Consider the following 16,966-nt stretch of genomic DNA (forward strand, 5'->3'; position numbering starts at 1 on the left):
TTCTCGGTGATGGGCGAAAGCGTGCTGCGCCTGGAGGAACGGCTTGGCTGGAAGCACAAGGGCATCGAGCGCCGCTTTGTCGGCATGGGGCTTGGCGATGGCGCCCGGCTGGCCGGCCGCGTTTCCGGCGATTCGACACTCGCCTACGCCTGGGCCTACAGTCAGGCCGCCGAAGCCATCAGCGGCACGCTCCCGCCGCCACGCGCGCTGTGGTTGCGCGCGCTGCTGCTCGAACGCGAACGGATCGCCAACCATCTGGGCGATCTGGGCTATCTCGGCAATGACGTGGCTCTGGCTTTCGGGCTGATGCAGTTCATGCGCCTCAAGGAAGACTGGATCAGGCTCAACGCCAGCCTGTTCGGACACCGTCTGCTGATGGACCGCGTCGTCCCTGGCGGCGTTGTCGTCGACCTTGACGCCAGGGGTGCACAGGCCATCATTGACCAGTGCCACAGGCTCAGCGTCGAAATGCGCAGGCTGAAGAAAATCTACGACGAACACGCCGGCCTGCAGGATCGATTCCTGTCGACCGGCCGCGTCACGCCGCAGCTCGCCCAGCGCCTCGGCGTCATTGGTCTGGCCGGACGGGCCAGTGCGCAGCGCTGGGATCTGCGCTGCAATCACCCGTGCACCCCCTACGATCAACTGGAGCCAAAGATGGTGATTGAGCGCAACGGCGATGTCGCCGCGCGCGCACTCGTCCGTTTTGCCGAAATCAGCGAATCGATTCACCTGATCCACAGAATCATCGGCGACCTGCCGCCCGGCAGTATCCGCAACGAACTGCGTAGCGCGCCCGACCAGCGCGGCTTCGGCTGGGTCGAAGGCTGGCGCGGCGATGTCCTGGTTGCCCTCGTAACCGGCGCCGATGGCAAAATACGTCGCTGCCATTGTCACGACCCCTCATGGCAGAACTGGCCGGCGCTCGAACACGCTGCCATCGACAACATCGTTCCCGATTTCCCGCTGATCAACAAATCCTTCAACCTCTCCTACGCCGGACAGGATCTCTAACCATGATCCCGATGCTCAGACAAATTCTCCGCACCGGCATCGTCAGCGAGCCGGCACCCGACATTGACGAGGCCTTGCGTGCCACCACGCAACGGCTTTCCGATGCGGTACTCAAGCAGCTCGGCCGCGCACTGGTCATCCGCCACATCGATGCCGGATCGTGCAATGGCTGCGAGCTCGAAATCCACGCCCTGAACAACCCCTATTACAACCTTGAGGCCATCGGCATCAAATTTGCCGCCAGCCCGCGCCACGCCGACCTGCTGCTGGTCACCGGCCCGGTCGCCAAGAACATGGAAGTCGCCGTCAAGCGTGCCTACGACGCCACTCCGGAACCCAGGCTGGTGGTCGCGGTTGGCGATTGCGGCTGCACCGGCGGCATTTTCGGCGAAAGCTACGCCTCCTGCGGACGGGTGGCAAACGTCATCCCGGTTGACGTTTCAATACCCGGCTGCCCGCCGACCCCGCTGCAACTGATTCAAGGCATCCTGGCCGCCATCGCCCCCGGCAACATCAATGCCAAGACCTGAACTCGATTCGCAAGTCCACTGCAAATGCTTTACCACCCAGACTCCAAGGAACACCAGCTTTACATCTTGTTCTTCCTGGTGAATCTTGGCGCCCTTGGTGGTGAAGCTTTTTATCTTCGCCTTTTACCATGACTGACAAGACATTTCTGACTCGACACCTGGCCATCTTCGGCCGCGTCCAGGGCGTCGGTTACCGATGGTCGCTCTGTGCCGAAGCCAAGGCACTGGGGCTCAGTGGCTGGGTGCGCAACCGCCGTGACGGCAGCGTCGAAGCCCTGATTTACGGCACGCCGGAGGCTGTCGACGCACTGACCGCCTGGGCTTATCGCGGCCCGCCCAGTGCGCGTGTCGAGCGCGTCATCAGCAACGATGAACCCAACCCTGAAAACCCGGACACATTGGCCGGATTCAAGCAGCGTCCAACTTTTTGATTTGCCGGGAACTTGCCAAGACGCTATGCTGACTAAACGAAGCTGAATTGGGTACTCGTCCCTTTCTCGTTCCCTCACCTTTAATCAACAACTCACTCAAGGAGATAATCATGGCCGTTCTCGTCAGCAAGCAAGCCCCCGATTTCACGGCAACTGCCGTCATGGGCAACAATGAAATCCGCGATTACACGCTGTCCACCGAAACCAAGGGCAAATATGCGGTCATTTTCTTTTACCCGCTCGACTTCACTTTCGTCTGCCCGTCGGAACTGATCGCCTTCGATCACCGACTGGACGAATTCAAGCAACGCGGCGTCGAGGTCATCGGCGTCTCGATCGACTCGCAGTTCACCCACCTTGCCTGGAAAAATACGCCGATCAACAATGGCGGTATCGGACAGGTTCAGTACCCGCTGATCGCCGACATCAAGCACGAAATCTGCCGCGCCTACGACGTCGAGTTCGGTGCCGCCGGTGTGGCCTTCCGCGGCTCCTTCTTGATCGACAAGAAAGGCACCGTTCGCCACCAGGTGGTCAACGACCTGCCGCTCGGACGCAATGTCGACGAAATGCTGCGCATGGTCGATGCCCTGCAATTTACCGAAGAGCATGGTGAAGTCTGCCCGGCCGGCTGGAACAAGGGCAAGGCCGGAATGAAGGCTTCAACGGCAGGTGTTGCCGAGTATCTGGCAGCGCATGCCAAGGAACTGTAAGCACCCACGCTGGCGCTGAAATATCGGCGCCATTGGAAAGAGAAAGCCCCGTCTTCGCTTGCGCAGACGGGGCTTTTCTTTTTCATTGAACTACCATGGCCAAACCCAGGTTTGTCGGCCGTCTCACAAACTACCGAAGCATCAAGCAGATGCAGCAAAGAAAGCTCGCGTGCGGCACTTCATTCACGTTGTGGCGGGATCAGGAGATCAGTTTCCGAACCCCGCAGGTTGGTTTCAGGCCAAGAGCATCATAAAGAGGCACAAGATCGGGCTCGGGGCGAGTAGCCTTGCGCAACTGCAAGGTGCGAACGTCTGTCTTCATGAAGCTGGCGGTCACGCGGCGCTGCACTGCGAGCACCACGCGCAAACTGGGGCAGGACTCCTGAGTATCATGCGCCCTCAAGCGCTGGAGAATCGTCTGGACAAACTGATAGGCCGGGACCGAGATGAACAAGCGGCCGTCGGATCGTTTCCTCCTTCGAATGGTAGATTTTAAGCAAACAGAATTCCTCCATCAGGCTGCGCAACACCGCCTCGAGATCCCTCAGTATCTTGAAGATCCGCCACAAGAGCCCGGCATCCCAGGACAGTTCGTTGCTGCTCTACGTCCAGTTAATCTGGGCCATGATGCTCGGCTGGATCGTCTTTGGCCAGTTGCCGTTTCTGCCGTCGACGATCGGTTTGCTGATCATCAGTGCCTCGGCATGGGATCGAGCCTGATGACCTGATTCGTGCTGCCGCAGGGTATCAAGAGAGCCCTCGAACGCAATGCCGAGGAACGTGAGGACCTGGCTCGCCGCAAGCGGGCGGCTTGCTAGCCGCCGGTCAATGAGAAACAGCGCAGCACCGAGTTGCCCCGTAGGGAATCTCCTTGTTTGGGTAGATGACGAGCTTCTCGCTTCCCGACGCTTCGTCGTTCCATCAGGGGAAAAAAAACGTAGGCTGAGGTCAGAAGCGATTTCATGGCATGGCTGAGCGATTAAATTACTTGATGTCGTTGCGACGCGGGAAGACGTTCCGGCGAGTCACCTTGCCAAAGGTCAGGTGGGCACCATCGTTGATGAGTTCAGCGATAATTTTGTGTTGGTCGAATTCACGGATCTTGACGGGGTAGCATATACCCTCGAACCCGTCCCCATCGGCAAGCACATTGAGCTTCGCCGCACGCCAGCTATGGCCGCCTGGCGATTGGCTGCTATCGGGCGGACTCCTGACATTCACGGTATGCCTGAGTTGGGAACATGATAGTCGGCTGTCGGCCAGCAGCAGCCGGCTACCGTCTCTCCAGACCGGACGCATGAAGGACCGCTTCACTTTGAAACCTGCCTGAAGGGCAATTCCGGCTCATCGGCCTCAGCGGTCATTGAGGGCTTGGCGCCCGTGTGACTGCTCCGCTTCGCATTGCCGCCGTTCAAGTGTTACCAAACAGAAATCAATCGAGACAAGGCAGAGTGGCTGCTTATCGAAAAACGCTACTCACCCTTTCGACCCCAAAGCTGAAGTTGATGTCTGCCTAAGCGCCGCACAAGATTTGAATTACGAAGGCAAGTCAAAAAGGTGGGTGAGCTTCACTTGTTTCTCAGGAGTTGGGTGCATCTCGATCCTCGTCGTCGAGTAAAACCTCGCCAGCCGATCCCCAGCGCACCTTCGTGATGCCAGGTTCCTCGGCTTCCAGCCTCTGCCGTTCTCGTTCTTCCGGACTCATTTCCATCTCGCGGGCGCAGGCCTCATCAGCCAAGCGCCGGTTTGCCGACTGCTCCTTGAAAGCGAGAAGTGCCTCGCGCACGATGTAAACGAGATCGGTGTCATCCCAAGGCTTGAGGATGTATCGGAAGGCGCCGGCCTGGTTGATCGCTGCCAGCAGCGCTTCGACATCGCTCGAAGCCGAAAGGATCAGTCGCACTGCGTCCGGCTGCATGATGCGGAAGCGCTTGAGGAACTCGACGCCATCCATTGGCGGCATGCGGTAATCGGAGACCACCAGCGCGAAATCGACTTCGCCCGCGCGTTCAAGCGCCAGTCGGGGGTCATCGAAGGTTTCGATTGCGAAGGATTCACCCTGCAGAGCGCGTGTCAGCGTCCGGCGCAGCGCGCGGGTAACATTGCTTTCGTCATCGACAAGCATGATGCGCAACATAAGCTATCTCCTGTCGTTGCGGATGAAGACGCTGACCGCGCCGCCGTCGGTCGTCGCGTAATCGCGGATCTGGCGAATCAGGCTGGCGTCGAGCAGATAATCGGCGGCGAGCAACAGCACGCCGTCGCGGGTCATCAGGTCGCGAGAAAGCACCATGCCCGGCTTGAGGTCGGCCACCGGCACCGCGATCTCGGCCGTGCGCTCGGGTTCGACGCCACCGAGTACGGCGAGGAAAGCGTCGACTACCGTCGGGTCGTAACGCTTGCCACGGCCATTGGCGATCATCTTCCTGGCGTCTTCCGGGCTGAGCCGGCGCGGTGCGACTATGCCGATCTGCAAGCCATCGTAGTCGTTGGCCACTGCCAGCACGCGCGCGCCGAGCGAAATGGAGAGACCGGCCAGCGCATCGGGATAACCCTGGCCGTCGAAACGCTCATGGTGTGCGCGGATGATCTTCGCCGCGCCGCGCAGTTCTTCCAGCGCCATCAAAGATTGCTCACCCTTGACCGGGTGCTTGCGGTAGGCGCCGAGATCATCGCCGCTCATCTGCGTTACCGCCTTGGCCAGCAGGTGATCGGAGAGGCCAATCTTGCCAATGTCGTGCATCAGGCCGGCGAGGAATACATCCTGTGTCTCGCGCGGTGTCATGCCAAGCTTGTTGGCGATCTTGCGCGCCAGGTCGGCAACGCGCCGCGAATGTCCGGCGAGGTTGCCCTCGCGCAATTCGATCAGGTTGGAAAAAACCTTGACCGAAGTGATGAAGCTGCCCTTCAGCTTCTCATTGGCCAGCGCCAGTTCCTGCGTACGGGCCTGCACCTTTTCTTCCAGGGACAGGTTGAGCGCCTTCAGTTCTTCGTTCTGCCGCGCCGTCAGCGCCTCCAGCCGCAGCTTTTCGCGCTGCAGCGCTTTCAGGTCGAGCGCCTGGCGCACGATCAGCAACAACTCCTGATCGTTCCATGGCTTGCTCACGTAACGGTAAATCTGCCCTTTGTTCACCGCCTCGATGGTCGAAGCAATGTCGGCATAACCGGTAAGCAGGATGCGCACGGTGTCCGGGTAGCGCTTGAATACCTGTTCGAGAAATCGCGCACCATCCATTTCCGGCATGCGCATGTCGGAAATGATCAGATCGAATTCCTGGGTGACGAGAATCTGCAAACCTTCTGCACCGCCGCCGGCAACGCTGATCTGGTAGCCGTTCTGCCGGAACAGACGGCGCAAGGCGGAAAGGATGTTGGCCTCGTCATCCACACACAGGATGCGCCAGGGCGCGACAGCATCGCCCGAGGCTGGCGCCGGAATTGGTGCAGGCGTAAGGTCCGATGCGGCTTCTGTCATAATGGGGTCTCGTCCCCGGGCTCGATATGTTTGATCGGCAGAACAATCCGGAACAGGGTTCCTTCGCCTGGTTTGCTCTTCACGCTGATGCTCCCATTGTGCTTCAGAATGATGCCATAAGAAAGCGATAGTCCAAGCCCCGTCCCCTTGCCCACCGGCTTGGTCGTAAAGAAGGGGTCGAAGATCTTCGTCTGGATGGCCTCGGGGATGCCGCTGCCATTGTCGGCAAACTCCAGCCAGACCGAATCGTCCTGCCGCCCGGTGCGCACGGTGATCTGGCCGCGTTGTTCGCCCATCGCATGTGCCGCGTTGACCATCAAATTCATGAACACCTGGTTGAGCTGCGAGGGCAGGCATTCCACATCGGGCAGATCGCCGTATTCCTTGACCACGTCGGCCTTGTACTTGATCTCGTTGTTTACTACGTTGAGGGTCGAATCGATGCCGTGGTGCAGATTGGCCCACAGCCATTCGAGCGTGCTGTCCACATGCGAAAAATCCTTCAGATCCTGCACGATCTTTTTTACCCGCGTGATGCCCTCGCGCGACTCGTGCATCAGCATCGGGATGTCTTCCTTGAGAAAACCGACATCCACTTCCTGCCGCCGCGCCTTGATGGCCGCCGCCTGCTCGGGGGAGGAAATCGCCGGCTCGGCCGCTTCGTAGAGGTCCAGCAATCCGAACAGATCGCCGATGTAGTTCTCCAGAGCGCCAATGTTCGAGTGCACGTAACCGATCGGGTTGTTGATTTCGTGCGCCACACCGGCCGCCAGTTGGCCGATCGAGGCGAGCTTCTCGGATTGCATCAGTTGCGCGTTGGCCTGCTCAAGTTGGCCGGTGCGCTGTGCGACCAGTGCTTCCAGCTTGGCCTGGTGCTCGCGCAAGGCGGCCTCCGCCTCACGGCGGGCGCTCACGTCCTGCAGCGTCTCGATGGCGCCGACGATGCGCCCCTCGGTGTCGCGAATCGGCGCCGCAGTAAAGTAGAGCCAGCTGCCCTGGTCACCGAACTGCGGAAAGAAATCTTCCGCCTCGTAGGCGTCTTCGATGATCGGCGAGCGCCGGAATTTACCTTGATAGTGGGTTGCGATGCCGCTTTCAAAGGTCCCGCTGAGAACCAGGTCGGCCATCACCGGCCGCTCGGACGGATAAAACGCCATCCAGTGGTGTTTTGTACCCACCATTTCAGCGGCGGATTTGCCGGTGATGACTGCGCAGGCGCGATTCCAGTGCGTCACCTTGTGCTCGGCGTCGAGCACGAAGATAGGCACCGGATTGCCGTCGATGACCTGCGCCATGCACTGCCGCAAATAGTCGTGGCGGTCTGCCGCAAGACGCTGTTCGGTCTGGTCGCAGAACGCGGCAACGAGGGTTGGCAGGCCATTCATCGAGATCAGGGAAACGGTCAGTTCGACCCAGCACGGATGGCGTTCGTCGACCGTCTGCAGGCGGATTTCATAAGTGACGGGCGGTGCGCTTTCGCCGCTCAATCGCGCTGCGCCGCGCTGCCGGGCAAGTTCCCGGGAATCCGGGTGCAGCAGGTTATAGAACGGCACGCCGAGCAACTCGCCGCGCGGATAACCGGTGATTTTCTCAAGCGCCTTGTTCACAAAGAGGATCGGCCCGCCCCGATGCAGCATCATCGGAGTGTGGAGATCTTCCAGCAGATCGAAATACGGCCTGTCCTCGGGCAAAGGTAGTGCACTCTTGTTGTCCGTACTCATTTTTTACGTACCCCTTATGAAATCAATGCGGCGCAAGCCGACTCGAACTGCGCCTCGACCACGGCGACGAGCGACTGTGCCGATTCCTCGGTCAACCCGACGGCGGCCCAGGCCGCCTCGTTCAACGGCGGCTCCGGCACCAGAACGCCATCCTCTTCGCTCCGATCCAGTCTATGCCCCAGTGCGTCCGCCACGTTAATCAGCGTGGCCAGCGGCTCGTGCTGTATGTCGGGCGCGTGATGGGTGCCGATGGCCAGGCTCAACAGCGAGGGGAAACGCCAGTGCTCGGTCAGCAACCGGCCGATCTCGGCGTGATCCAGCCCGAGTACCCGACGCTCGGCGAACAGCCAGCAATCGCCCGTGGCAATGCGCTCCTGCGCCACGGCAGTGAGATGCCCAGGGAAGCAACTGGCCAGCGCCAGGCGACCGATGTCGTGCATCAGTCCGGCGGCGAAGGCGTTGCCCTCGTTCATGCGCCGCTGCCGGGCGACCTCCCTGGCGCACAGGCCGACGGCAACGCTATGTCGCCAGAAAGTGAGGAGATCGTAGCCGCCCTGCTTGTCCTTGCTGGCGAACACGTCGGTCACTGCGGCGGCGATGGCCAGCGTGCGCAGGCCGTGCAGACCAAGCACGACAATGGCATCGCCGATCGAGTCGACCTTGCCCTGCAAGCCGTAGAACGACGAATTGGCCACGCGCAATACTTTTGCCGCAAGGGCCTGGTCGTGCGCCAGCTTGGTGGCGAGTTGCCGGGTATCGGCGTCGTCGTTATCCATCGATTGCAGCAGTTCGATCACAACCGCAGGTAACGAGGGCAGATTGCGGACACCTTTCAGTACCGCATCGCGGTCGAGACGCATCGACGCGTCCTGTTCACCGATTTCGCTGCTCATGGTTGACTCTCTACTCGTGCGCAGTCATCGGTAGCGGGCGGCATGACCATCAGTAGCCGGCCGCGCGAGCGCGACTGGCTACCCATGCGACGGCACAGCACGCAACGCACCCCGTCACTGGCTTGCCACAAAAAATCGCCGCCCAGCCCTTCCGCCAGTCGGGCAATGAACTCCGGCGGCAAGCGATGCGCCGCCGATTCGCCCAGCAGGGTGTCGCCATCGCCAAGCAGGGCATCGGCTTCGGGGTTGGCAAGCACCATCATGCCATCGTCGTCGATGCCGACAATCGGCAAGGGCAGGCAATGCAGCACTTCACGCGCAATATCCAGCGAAGCCTCGTCGAGCACCAGCCGCTTCTGCTTCTCGATCAGCAAGGCCTGCAACGCCTCGTTGGACCGGGCCAGTTCAAGTGCCAGCCGGCGATTATCGTCCCCCAGCTCCTTGTGGCGGAAAGCCTCGGCGATATTGGCCCGGATCAGCTCGTCCTCCCACGGCTTGGTCAGAAACTTGTAAATGGCGCCCTCGTTGATCGCATCGGTAATCGACTGCAACTCGGTATAGCCGGAAAGCACGATACGCATGGTCTCCGGGTACGTCGCCTTGGCCTGGCGCAGAAACTCGACGCCGCTCATGTTCGGCATGCGTTGGTCGGAAACGATTACGTCGACCGGGTTGGCGGCCAGCAATTCCAGTCCCTCCTGGCCGCTACCGGCCGTCAGTATCCGGTAGCCTTCGCGGCGCAGCACGCGGCGCATGGCGGCAAGGATGTTCTCCTCGTCGTCCACCAGCAGGATGGTACGCGTCCGCGCGGCCGTGGTCGCGTGTTCCTCAAGGGCATTTTCAATGTTCATGGTTCGCTCCTTACCTCGGTAGTTGCCGGCCCGCTTTCCGGCAAACAGACGCGAAAACGACAGCCTTGCCCCGATGCGCTATCCAGTTCGATGCGACCGCCGTGCTTCTGCACGATGTTCCAGGCCAGCGACAGGCCGAGCCCGGTGCCTTTGCCGACCGGCTTGGTGGTGAAGAAAGGTTCGAATATGCGAGCCTGATGTTCGGGGAGGATGCCGCATCCATCGTCCTCGACCTCGACCCAGACTTCCTTCCCCTGCTCGCCATCGATGGCGCCGGTACGCACCGTGATGAGGCCATGGCCGTCGATGGCCTGGGCGGCATTCGTCAGCAGGTTCATGAACACCTGGTTGAGTTGGCCGGGGTTGCACAACACCGGTGGAATGTCGCCGAACTCGCGGCGCAATTCGGCCTTGTGGCGCAGTTCGTTCCAGACGATGTTGACCGTACTCTCCAGTCCCACGCGCAGATCGGCCCAGATCCATTCTGTCTGATCGACGTGCGAAAAGGTTTTCAGATCCTGAACGATGTTCTTGACGCGCGTGAGGCCTTCAAGCGATTCGGCCAGCAAGGATTTTGCATCCTCGCGCACGAAGGCAATGGCCCGTTCCTCCTTGGCTTCACGCACCCTGGCGATGGCCTGCGGGTCGCGGGCGATCAGCGCTTCCGCTGCGGCGTAGGTGTCGAGCACGGCAAAGGTGTCTTCGATGTACTCGCCGAGCGTACCGAGGTTGGAATTGACGAAGCCGATCGGATTATTGATCTCATGCGCGACGCCGGCGGCAAGCTGGCCGATCGAGGCCATCTTCTCGCTTTCCAGCAGCCGCGTACGCGTTTCGTCGAGCTGGAAGTTGGCGCTGGCCAGTAGATCGCGTTCATGTACCAGCGCCGCGTTGACCGATTCGAGAACCAGTGTCCGCTCGCGCACCCGGGCGTCGAGGTTGCGGTTTGTGTCGCGCAGTTGCGTGTTCATGGTCGTCAGTGCCGAGTGCAGCTTCAGGAGTGCGGCGAGCAGAACGGTTTCGGTGGTCGTGGGCAGCAGCGGTGAACGGGATATGGGCGCGGATTCGGCCACGGGCGGGTTCGGCGAGTCCGCCAGTGCGCGACGCGCCATGGCGTGGTCCTCGCCAAAAATGTGAAAGATCAGCCATGAAGACAGGTAGGCGTTGAGCAGAATGGCGTGTTTTTCCGGCGGGCCGGAAAAATCGTTGTGAATATGATCAAGCTGCGCGATGAAATCGAGATGCGCTTGCTTGTGACGGGCCTGTTCGCCACGATCGAGCCCGGCTTTATGCCAGACACCTTCTTCGGCGCGGAAATGGTAGTTGGCATAGGCGCGAACTTCGGCAACGATCTCCGGCAGATCCACCAGGGTGTCATCGACCAGCACCTCACCCAGCCGGTTGATCAGTTCGACCAGGCGCTGGTGCTGGCCGTCGATGACCGGTATTCCGGTCAGAAAATGCGGTCCCCAGACGAAGGCTTCGAATGTCATGCGGGTTCTCCGGTAGATTTGGCCGTCGCCGGTTTTGTGGCTTTGTGTGCATGCGCGACGAAGGCTTCGCGGATCACCCGGCGCAGATCATCATCGTTCCATGGTTTGGTGACAAATTTATAGATGGCGCCACGGTTGATGGCGTCGGTCAGGGCAGCTACTTCAGTGTAACCGGAGAGCACGATGCGCATGCTGTCCGGATAGAGAATTTTGACCCGGCCGAGAAATTCCGAGCCGCTCATGTTCGGCATGCGCTGGTCGGAAACGATCACCTGAACGCTGTTCAATGCCAGCAATTCCAGCCCTTCCGCCGCCGAACCCGCGGTAAGAATGCGGTAACCGCTCCGGCGCAGCAGGCGCTTCAGCGAATTGAGGATATCCGGCTCGTCATCGACCAGGAGCAGCGTGCGCTCCTGCCGTTCGCTGCCCTCTGCCCATTGCACGAGCGAGCGCGGTTCGCGCAGGAAGGCGGCAAGCTCCGCGGCAGGCAGCGGCCGGCAGAACAGATAGCCCTGGATCTCGTCGCACAGGTGGCTGCGAAGGTAACGCATCTGGCTCTCGTCCTCGACACCCTCGGCGATGACCTGAAGCCCGAGGCTGTGGGCCATGGCGATTACAGCGACGGCGATCACGGCGTCGTCGGGATCGGTGACAATGTTCTGCACGAAGGAGCGGTCGATCTTCAATATGTCAAAGGGGAAACGCTTGAGATAGCTGAGGCTAGAGTAGCCGGTACCAAAGTCGTCCATCGCCAGCCGGATACCCATCTGCTTCAGGCGCTTGAGGAAATCGGTCGCGACCTCCGGGTTGTCCATGACCAGGGATTCGGTGACTTCGAGTTCAAGCCAGCCCGGGTCGAGCCCGCTTTCGGCGAGGGCATTACCGATTTGCTCGACCAGGTCGGGTTGGCGGAACTGAATTGGCGAGAGATTGACCGCCACGCGCATCGGCGGCACGCCATCAAGTTGCCACTGCCTGGTTTGCCGGCACGCCTCGCGCAGCACCCAGGTACCGATTGCAAGGATCAGGCCGGTTTCCTCGGCCAGCGGAATGAACTGTGCTGGCGGCACCAGGCCGCGCACCGGGTGTTGCCAGCGGACCAGCGCCTCAACGCCAGTGATCTGGCCGGAATACAGGTCGACCTTCGGCTGGTAGTGGAGAAGCAGTTCGCCGCGTTCGAGCGCGCGCCGCAAATCTCTTTCCTGCGCAATCTGGATCTGCGAGCGGCAGCTCATTTCGGGCGTGAAGCAGCGGAAGGCGTTGCGACCACTTTCCTTGACATCGTACATGGCTACGTCGGCCAGGCGCAGCAGGTTCTCGGCGTCGCTCGCATCCTGCGGGTAGATGGCGGCACCGATACTGAGTGTGACGAAGATTTCCTCGCCGTCGATTGAAAACGGGGCCGCCAACTGATCGATCAACATCTGGCCGGTGTGCGGCACATCCCCCTTGTTTTCGAGGTCGGCCAGGAGCAAGACGAATTCGTCGCCGCCCAGCCGTGCTAGCGTGTCGCTGTCCATCGCCAGCCCCTTCAGCCGGCAGGCCACCATATGCAGCAGGACGTCGCCGGCGCCATGGCCGAGGGTATCGTTGACCTGCTTGAATTTGTCGAGATCGATCAGCAGCACGGCCACCAGCCGCTCGTCGCGTTGCGCGCGGGCGATCGCCTGCAGCAGGCGATCGTTGAACAGGGTGCGGTTGGCCAGGCCGGTCAGCGGGTCGTGGGTGGCCAGGTGCGCGAGCTGGCTGTCGCGCTGAATGCGCTGGCTGACATCGGCAATGACACTGACGTAGTGAGTCGCCACCTGATCGGCGTTGAGTATCGGTGACACATGCAGTTCGTTCCAGAAAATCTGGCCGTCCTTGCGAAAGCAGCGGATTACTGCCTGACCGGCGTTGCGCCCGCGCAGGGCATGGCGGATGACTTCAATTTCCGGCTGCTCCGGTTCGCTGGCAACGAGGAGGCGGCCGTTCTTGCCGAGAACTTCGTCGGCCTCCCAGCCGGTGATGCGCGTAAAGGCTGGATTGACATAGATGATGGGATGGTCGGGTCGCTGCGCGTCGGAGATCGCTACGCCATCCAGCGTAGACTCGATCGCGCCGGAAAAAAGCCGCAGCGTCACTTCGTTTGCGGACCGTTCCGATTCTGCACGAAGGGCGTGAATGCCATGGGCAAACTGCCTGGAAAGATCATTCAGCAGTTCGGCTTCCTCTGCGCTGAACGCGTTTATTTGTGTCGAGTAGATGCTAAGCGCACCGAAGCACTTCTTGTCATGTATGAGCGGCAGCGCGATCATCGAGTGCAGCCCGAGGCGTTCGTTGAATCCCCGCCATGGTAAAAATTCAGGGGCCCGGTCGATGTCGTGCCGGATGATGGTCTGCCCGGTGCGTACGGCCATGCCGGTCGGCCCACGCCCGCGCTCGTGATCATGATCCCAGCCGGTGGCAATTTCATCCGCCGTCGCCATGTCGTCGCCGCTCCAGGCTGCCGGTTGCATTTTCTGTTCGGGATCAGGAACGATCAGACCGATCATTGCGAATCGATAACCGCCGGTATCCGTCAGCAGGCGGCAAACGGCGGAAAACAGGTTGTTTTCGTTGCGTTCCTGCTGGATGACCTGGCTGCATTTGCCCAGCATCAGAAGAATGCGGTTAAGCCGGCGCAGACCGATCTCGGCTTTCTTTTGTTCCCGAATGTCGCGCGCCACGATGGCAAAATGATCGCTGCCTGCCGAGCCGAGGCGAACTACTTGCAGGGAGACCGGGAAATCGTTGCCGTTGGCATCGGTCAGCGTCATCTCGTCGTCAACGGCGGCTTCGGCAGACGCGTGCGGCAAGGCCTGCCGATAAATTCGTGCACAGCTCGTTGCCGGCGCGAACTGCTCCAGATTCAGCTTGAGCGACGCCGATGCGTCGAGACCGACCAGCCGATAGCCGGCGGGGTTGAGAAACTCGACCTCACCACTTGACTTGAGTACGCATACCAAGTCCTTGCTGGACAGGGCGACCGTGGAGAGGAGCTGAAATTCGGCCTGCAAGCGGTGGCTTGCAGTGATATCTGCCGCGACGATCTGGATTCGTTCGAGCGCGCCGCTGGGACCAAAAATGGGCAGCAGCGAAGTCGCAAGCGTGAGCGTGCGGCCATCTTTCGTGCGGTGTGCGCCTGCTGAGCGGTAGAGTGCCTGCCCGCGCTGGGCGCTGGCAAGCATCAAGAGGAATTCGTCGTGCTGTGCTGTGTCGACGATGGGCAAAAAACGTCCGAGTGCTTCGCGCGCGCTCCAGCCGAACACTCGTTCCGCCGTGGTTCCCCAGGCGAGAACGATACCGCGCTGGTCGACCTGGTAGCTGGCGGCCAGCGCGAACCGGTCGTGCAATACGAGTTGTTCATTGCTCACACCGGTTGGCGAAGCCACAGCGAGCATCAACTCGCGAACCGTCTTCAGCAGGGTGCTGGCACCGGCCGGCCAGTGCAGCTTGCCACTATGCATACCCCTGGGGCAATCGACGTCTTCGTGAGCGGATAACAGATGCAGTATCGGGATTTCGGAACATTGAGGCGCAGCCTGCATCGCGAGGTAAAGTTCGCTGAGCGCTTCGCTTCCCATGTGGGTGTCGATAACGATCAGATCGGGGCGCTGACGCGCCAGTGCAACGGCCTGAACTATGGTTTCCGCCTCGATTACGCGGAAGTCAACTTCACGCATGACGTGCGAGGAGAAATACAGCTTTGCCTTGTTGCCATTGATGTTGATAACGGTCAGCGCTTGCCGCAGCATTGCATCCCTCGAAGTCAAAACTATCTTCTTCAGGATGAGCATCTTCGTGGCGGCTTGCTATCGGGGATTCCCTGATATTGGCTACGAAAAACCTTAGATCTGTTAGCCCGGCTCCCTGCTCGTTCTTGCCGGAATGACCGGGCGGTCTATGCGCTTACTACGCCGCTGCGAATGGCATAGCGAACCAGGCCGGCAAGGTCGTGCACCTCCAGCCGTTCCATGATCTGAGCGCGATGGGTTTCGATAGTCTTGACGCTCAGTGAAAGTGCGAAGGCTATATCCTTGGTGCTATTTCCTTCGGCGAGCAGACGCAGCACTTCCTGCTGGCGCGGCGTCAGGACCTGAACCCGTTGGCTACCCGAGTCGCCGTCCATGACTCGCTCCACGTAGCCATCGACCACCGGGCGAGAAATCGCCGAGGACAGCCAGATTTCGCCGCGCATGACAGCGCCAATGGCCAGTTCAAGCTCGGCAGGTGCCGAATCCTTGAGTAAATAGCCTGAAGCACCAAGACGAAGCGCGTGCAGGACATGCTCTTCACTGTCCAGCATGGAAAGCATGAGGACGCGTATTCCGGGATGTTTGACCTTAAGTTCGCACAGTGCATCCAGGCCGCCGAGGACCGGCATCGCGATATCCATCAGCACCAGATCGGGGGTACTGGCCTCGCAAGCGTCCAGGACTTCCCGGCCGTTGGCGGCTTCGGCGAGGACGACGACGCCCGGCATCTCCGAGAGGAGCATGCGCAGTCCGGCACGAAGCAGGCGATGATCGTCGGCGATGATGACGCGGACGGTTTCCACGGCTCATCCCCCCAGCGGGAAAATGGCCTGGACTTCAGCGCCTTGCCCAGGAGTCGACCGGACGCGCAATTCGCCGCCAAGCATCGCTGCGCGTTCACGCATGCCAATCAGACCGAGTGGGTGGTTTAGCTCCGTAAAGAGGCTCTTCGGCACGAAACCGCAGCCATCGTCTCGAACGCACAGGGTGAGATGACGATTGTTTTTTTCAAGTGTGACCGTCAGACAGCTCGCTGCGGCATGACGTATAACGTTGGAGACGGCTTCCTGCGCGATACGGAAACAGCCCAGTTCAAGATCGCTTGAGAGACGTTGTGTCAGGGTTTCGGCATCGAAACGAACTTCAAGCGGTGCCGCGCGAGCGACGCGATCGAGGTGCCAGCGCAAAGCGGCAACCAGACCCAGGTCGTCAAGGGGCGGCGGTCGCAGCCGGCGGGCGATCTCGCGTACGTCGGAAACCAGCGTGTCGGCCATTTCCGAGGCCTGCTGCATATAGTCGGCGAGGGTTTTGTTCTTGCAGTGCCGGCGTGCCGTCTCGACAACGATCTTGAGCGCCGAGAGCGTTTGTCCGATTTCGTCGTGCAATTCCATCGACAGGCGTTTGCGCTCCTGTTCCTGTATCGATAGCGCGGCACCGGAAAGTGCTGCAAGCTGGTTGCGCACCAGCACCAGATTGTCCTGGACGCGCTTGAGATCGGTGATTTCCTGGTTTACGGCGATGCAGGCGCGGATCTGGCCATCCGCATCGTAAATGGGCATGGCCGAGTTGAGGATGGTCTTGCGGCTGCCATCAAAGCATTCAATATCGACCATTTCGTTCTGCGAAACCTCACCCGTGGCGACAGCGCGCGACATTCCCCATTCGGCGGTCTCCAACAGCTTGCCGGTGGACGACCACCAGGCCTTGTATTCGCCATAATCTTCCGGGCTGATCCAGCGTTCGCCCGCCCAGATCCGGCTCCCGGCGGAGTTGTTGGCCAGCAACTGGCCGCTTGGGTCGGCAATCCAGATGCCGACCGGAAGCGCATCGAGAATTTGCTGTAACAGGGCGGTGTCGATATCGAGCCCTTGGAGGACATTCATTTTTTTCACGCGGCTGTGTTCCACCAGGCGACCGTTCGTGTGCCTATGGTAATGCTTTCTAACTCAAGGGGATAGCCGGGCTATCGGACACTGGCAAACTGTTGTAACAGCCGTAATGGCCGAGCGGCAAGTTGACGTCTGATTTCCGTGACCGGCAGCTTGTTGATTAGTAGCCTGGCAATACCA

At 60.5% G+C, this 16,966-nt stretch carries 16 protein-coding genes; 6 read left to right on the forward strand and 10 right to left on the reverse strand.

The window, feature by feature from the left end:
• The 4 genes from JNM42_RS07690 to JNM42_RS07705 form a co-directional block, all read left to right on the forward strand.
• Positions 1-1,014: Ni,Fe-hydrogenase III large subunit (locus JNM42_RS07690; protein ID WP_294268101.1), on the forward strand; the 1,014-nt coding region annotated here is incomplete at its 5' end.
• A 2-nt stretch (positions 1,015-1,016) separates the two neighbouring features.
• A complete protein-coding gene (locus tag JNM42_RS07695) occupies positions 1,017-1,544 on the forward strand; it encodes a formate hydrogenlyase (RefSeq protein WP_294268102.1) in 528 nt (175 codons plus the stop codon).
• A 128-nt stretch (positions 1,545-1,672) separates the two neighbouring features.
• Positions 1,673-1,975 carry an acylphosphatase gene (locus tag JNM42_RS07700; RefSeq protein WP_294268103.1) on the forward strand — a complete coding sequence of 101 codons (303 nt, stop codon included), beginning with the start codon at positions 1,673-1,675 and terminating at the stop codon, positions 1,973-1,975.
• Between the two features lie 110 nt (positions 1,976-2,085).
• The gene (locus JNM42_RS07705; protein ID WP_294268104.1) at positions 2,086-2,688 is read left to right on the forward strand and encodes a peroxiredoxin; all 603 of its coding nucleotides are present in this window, start codon (positions 2,086-2,088) and stop codon (positions 2,686-2,688) included.
• 199 nt (positions 2,689-2,887) lie between these two features.
• On the opposite strand, the gene JNM42_RS07710 is transcribed toward JNM42_RS07705, so the two are convergent.
• Positions 2,888-3,142 (reverse strand): hypothetical protein, encoded by a 255-nt coding sequence (locus JNM42_RS07710; RefSeq protein ID WP_294268105.1) that lies wholly within the window; start codon positions 3,140-3,142, stop codon positions 2,888-2,890.
• A gap of 98 nt (positions 3,143-3,240) precedes the next feature.
• Between JNM42_RS07710 and JNM42_RS07715 the strand changes: the two genes are divergently transcribed.
• Entirely contained in the window at positions 3,241-3,408 is a 168-nt protein-coding gene (locus JNM42_RS07715; protein WP_294268106.1) for a hypothetical protein, read from the forward strand.
• 324 nt (positions 3,409-3,732) lie between these two features.
• Positions 3,733-3,933, forward strand: a complete 201-nt coding sequence (locus JNM42_RS19450; RefSeq protein WP_366504424.1) for a hypothetical protein — start codon at positions 3,733-3,735, stop codon at positions 3,931-3,933.
• A 334-nt stretch (positions 3,934-4,267) separates the two neighbouring features.
• On the opposite strand, the gene JNM42_RS07725 is transcribed toward JNM42_RS19450, so the two are convergent.
• The 9 genes from JNM42_RS07725 to JNM42_RS07765 all read right to left on the reverse strand — a co-directional run bounded on the left by JNM42_RS07725 (position 4,268) and on the right by JNM42_RS07765 (position 16,780).
• On the reverse strand, positions 4,268-4,825 hold the full coding sequence (locus JNM42_RS07725; RefSeq protein WP_294268108.1) for a response regulator: 558 nt from the start codon (positions 4,823-4,825) through the stop codon (positions 4,268-4,270).
• A gap of 3 nt (positions 4,826-4,828) precedes the next feature.
• Positions 4,829-6,163, reverse strand: a complete 1,335-nt coding sequence (locus tag JNM42_RS07730) for an HD domain-containing phosphohydrolase (protein WP_294268109.1) — start codon at positions 6,161-6,163, stop codon at positions 4,829-4,831.
• Complete coding sequence (locus JNM42_RS07735) at positions 6,160-7,884, reverse strand: ATP-binding protein (protein WP_294268110.1); 1,725 nt, start codon at positions 7,882-7,884, stop codon at positions 6,160-6,162. The genes JNM42_RS07730 and JNM42_RS07735 overlap by 4 nt, the downstream gene beginning before the upstream one ends.
• 14 nt (positions 7,885-7,898) lie before the next feature.
• Entirely contained in the window at positions 7,899-8,777 is an 879-nt protein-coding gene (locus tag JNM42_RS07740; protein ID WP_294268111.1) for an HDOD domain-containing protein, read from the reverse strand.
• Positions 8,774-9,628, reverse strand: coding sequence for a response regulator (locus tag JNM42_RS07745; protein WP_294268112.1), 855 nt, complete (start codon positions 9,626-9,628; stop codon positions 8,774-8,776). Before JNM42_RS07745 ends, JNM42_RS07740 begins: the two co-directional genes overlap by 4 nt.
• On the reverse strand, positions 9,625-11,121 hold the full coding sequence (locus tag JNM42_RS07750; RefSeq protein WP_294268113.1) for an ATP-binding protein: 1,497 nt from the start codon (positions 11,119-11,121) through the stop codon (positions 9,625-9,627). Before JNM42_RS07750 ends, JNM42_RS07745 begins: the two co-directional genes overlap by 4 nt.
• Positions 11,118-14,897 (reverse strand): EAL domain-containing protein, encoded by a 3,780-nt coding sequence (locus JNM42_RS07755; RefSeq protein WP_294268114.1) that lies wholly within the window; start codon positions 14,895-14,897, stop codon positions 11,118-11,120. Before JNM42_RS07755 ends, JNM42_RS07750 begins: the two co-directional genes overlap by 4 nt.
• Before the next feature lie 146 nt (positions 14,898-15,043).
• Positions 15,044-15,700 (reverse strand): response regulator transcription factor, encoded by a 657-nt coding sequence (locus tag JNM42_RS07760; RefSeq protein ID WP_294268115.1) that lies wholly within the window; start codon positions 15,698-15,700, stop codon positions 15,044-15,046.
• A 3-nt stretch (positions 15,701-15,703) separates the two neighbouring features.
• Entirely contained in the window at positions 15,704-16,780 is a 1,077-nt protein-coding gene (locus tag JNM42_RS07765; RefSeq protein WP_294268116.1) for a histidine kinase, read from the reverse strand.
• Between the last annotated feature and the right edge of the window lie 186 nt (positions 16,781-16,966).

This window comes from Propionivibrio sp. (assembly GCF_016790145.1).
Lineage (GTDB): Bacteria > Pseudomonadota > Gammaproteobacteria > Burkholderiales > Rhodocyclaceae > Propionivibrio.

What these genes read in the sequence shown, in the direction of transcription:
- JNM42_RS07695 (WP_294268102.1), top strand. Translation starts at nt 1,017, where the DNA reads ATGATCCCGATGCTCAGACAAATTCTCCGCACCGGCATCGTCAGCGAG.
- JNM42_RS07700 (WP_294268103.1), top strand. Translation starts at nt 1,673, where the DNA reads ATGACTGACAAGACATTTCTGACTCGACACCTGGCCATCTTCGGCCGC.
- JNM42_RS07705 (WP_294268104.1), top strand. Translation starts at nt 2,086, where the DNA reads ATGGCCGTTCTCGTCAGCAAGCAAGCCCCCGATTTCACGGCAACTGCC.
- JNM42_RS07725 (WP_294268108.1), bottom strand. Translation starts at nt 4,825, where the DNA reads ATGTTGCGCATCATGCTTGTCGATGACGAAAGCAATGTTACCCGCGCG.
- JNM42_RS07730 (WP_294268109.1), bottom strand. Translation starts at nt 6,163, where the DNA reads ATGACAGAAGCCGCATCGGACCTTACGCCTGCACCAATTCCGGCGCCA.
- JNM42_RS07735 (WP_294268110.1), bottom strand. Translation starts at nt 7,884, where the DNA reads ATGAGTACGGACAACAAGAGTGCACTACCTTTGCCCGAGGACAGGCCG.
- JNM42_RS07740 (WP_294268111.1), bottom strand. Translation starts at nt 8,777, where the DNA reads ATGAGCAGCGAAATCGGTGAACAGGACGCGTCGATGCGTCTCGACCGC.
- JNM42_RS07745 (WP_294268112.1), bottom strand. Translation starts at nt 9,628, where the DNA reads ATGAACATTGAAAATGCCCTTGAGGAACACGCGACCACGGCCGCGCGG.
- JNM42_RS07750 (WP_294268113.1), bottom strand. Translation starts at nt 11,121, where the DNA reads ATGACATTCGAAGCCTTCGTCTGGGGACCGCATTTTCTGACCGGAATA.
- JNM42_RS07755 (WP_294268114.1), bottom strand. Translation starts at nt 14,897, where the DNA reads ATGCTGCGGCAAGCGCTGACCGTTATCAACATCAATGGCAACAAGGCA.
- JNM42_RS07765 (WP_294268116.1), bottom strand. Translation starts at nt 16,780, where the DNA reads ATGAATGTCCTCCAAGGGCTCGATATCGACACCGCCCTGTTACAGCAA.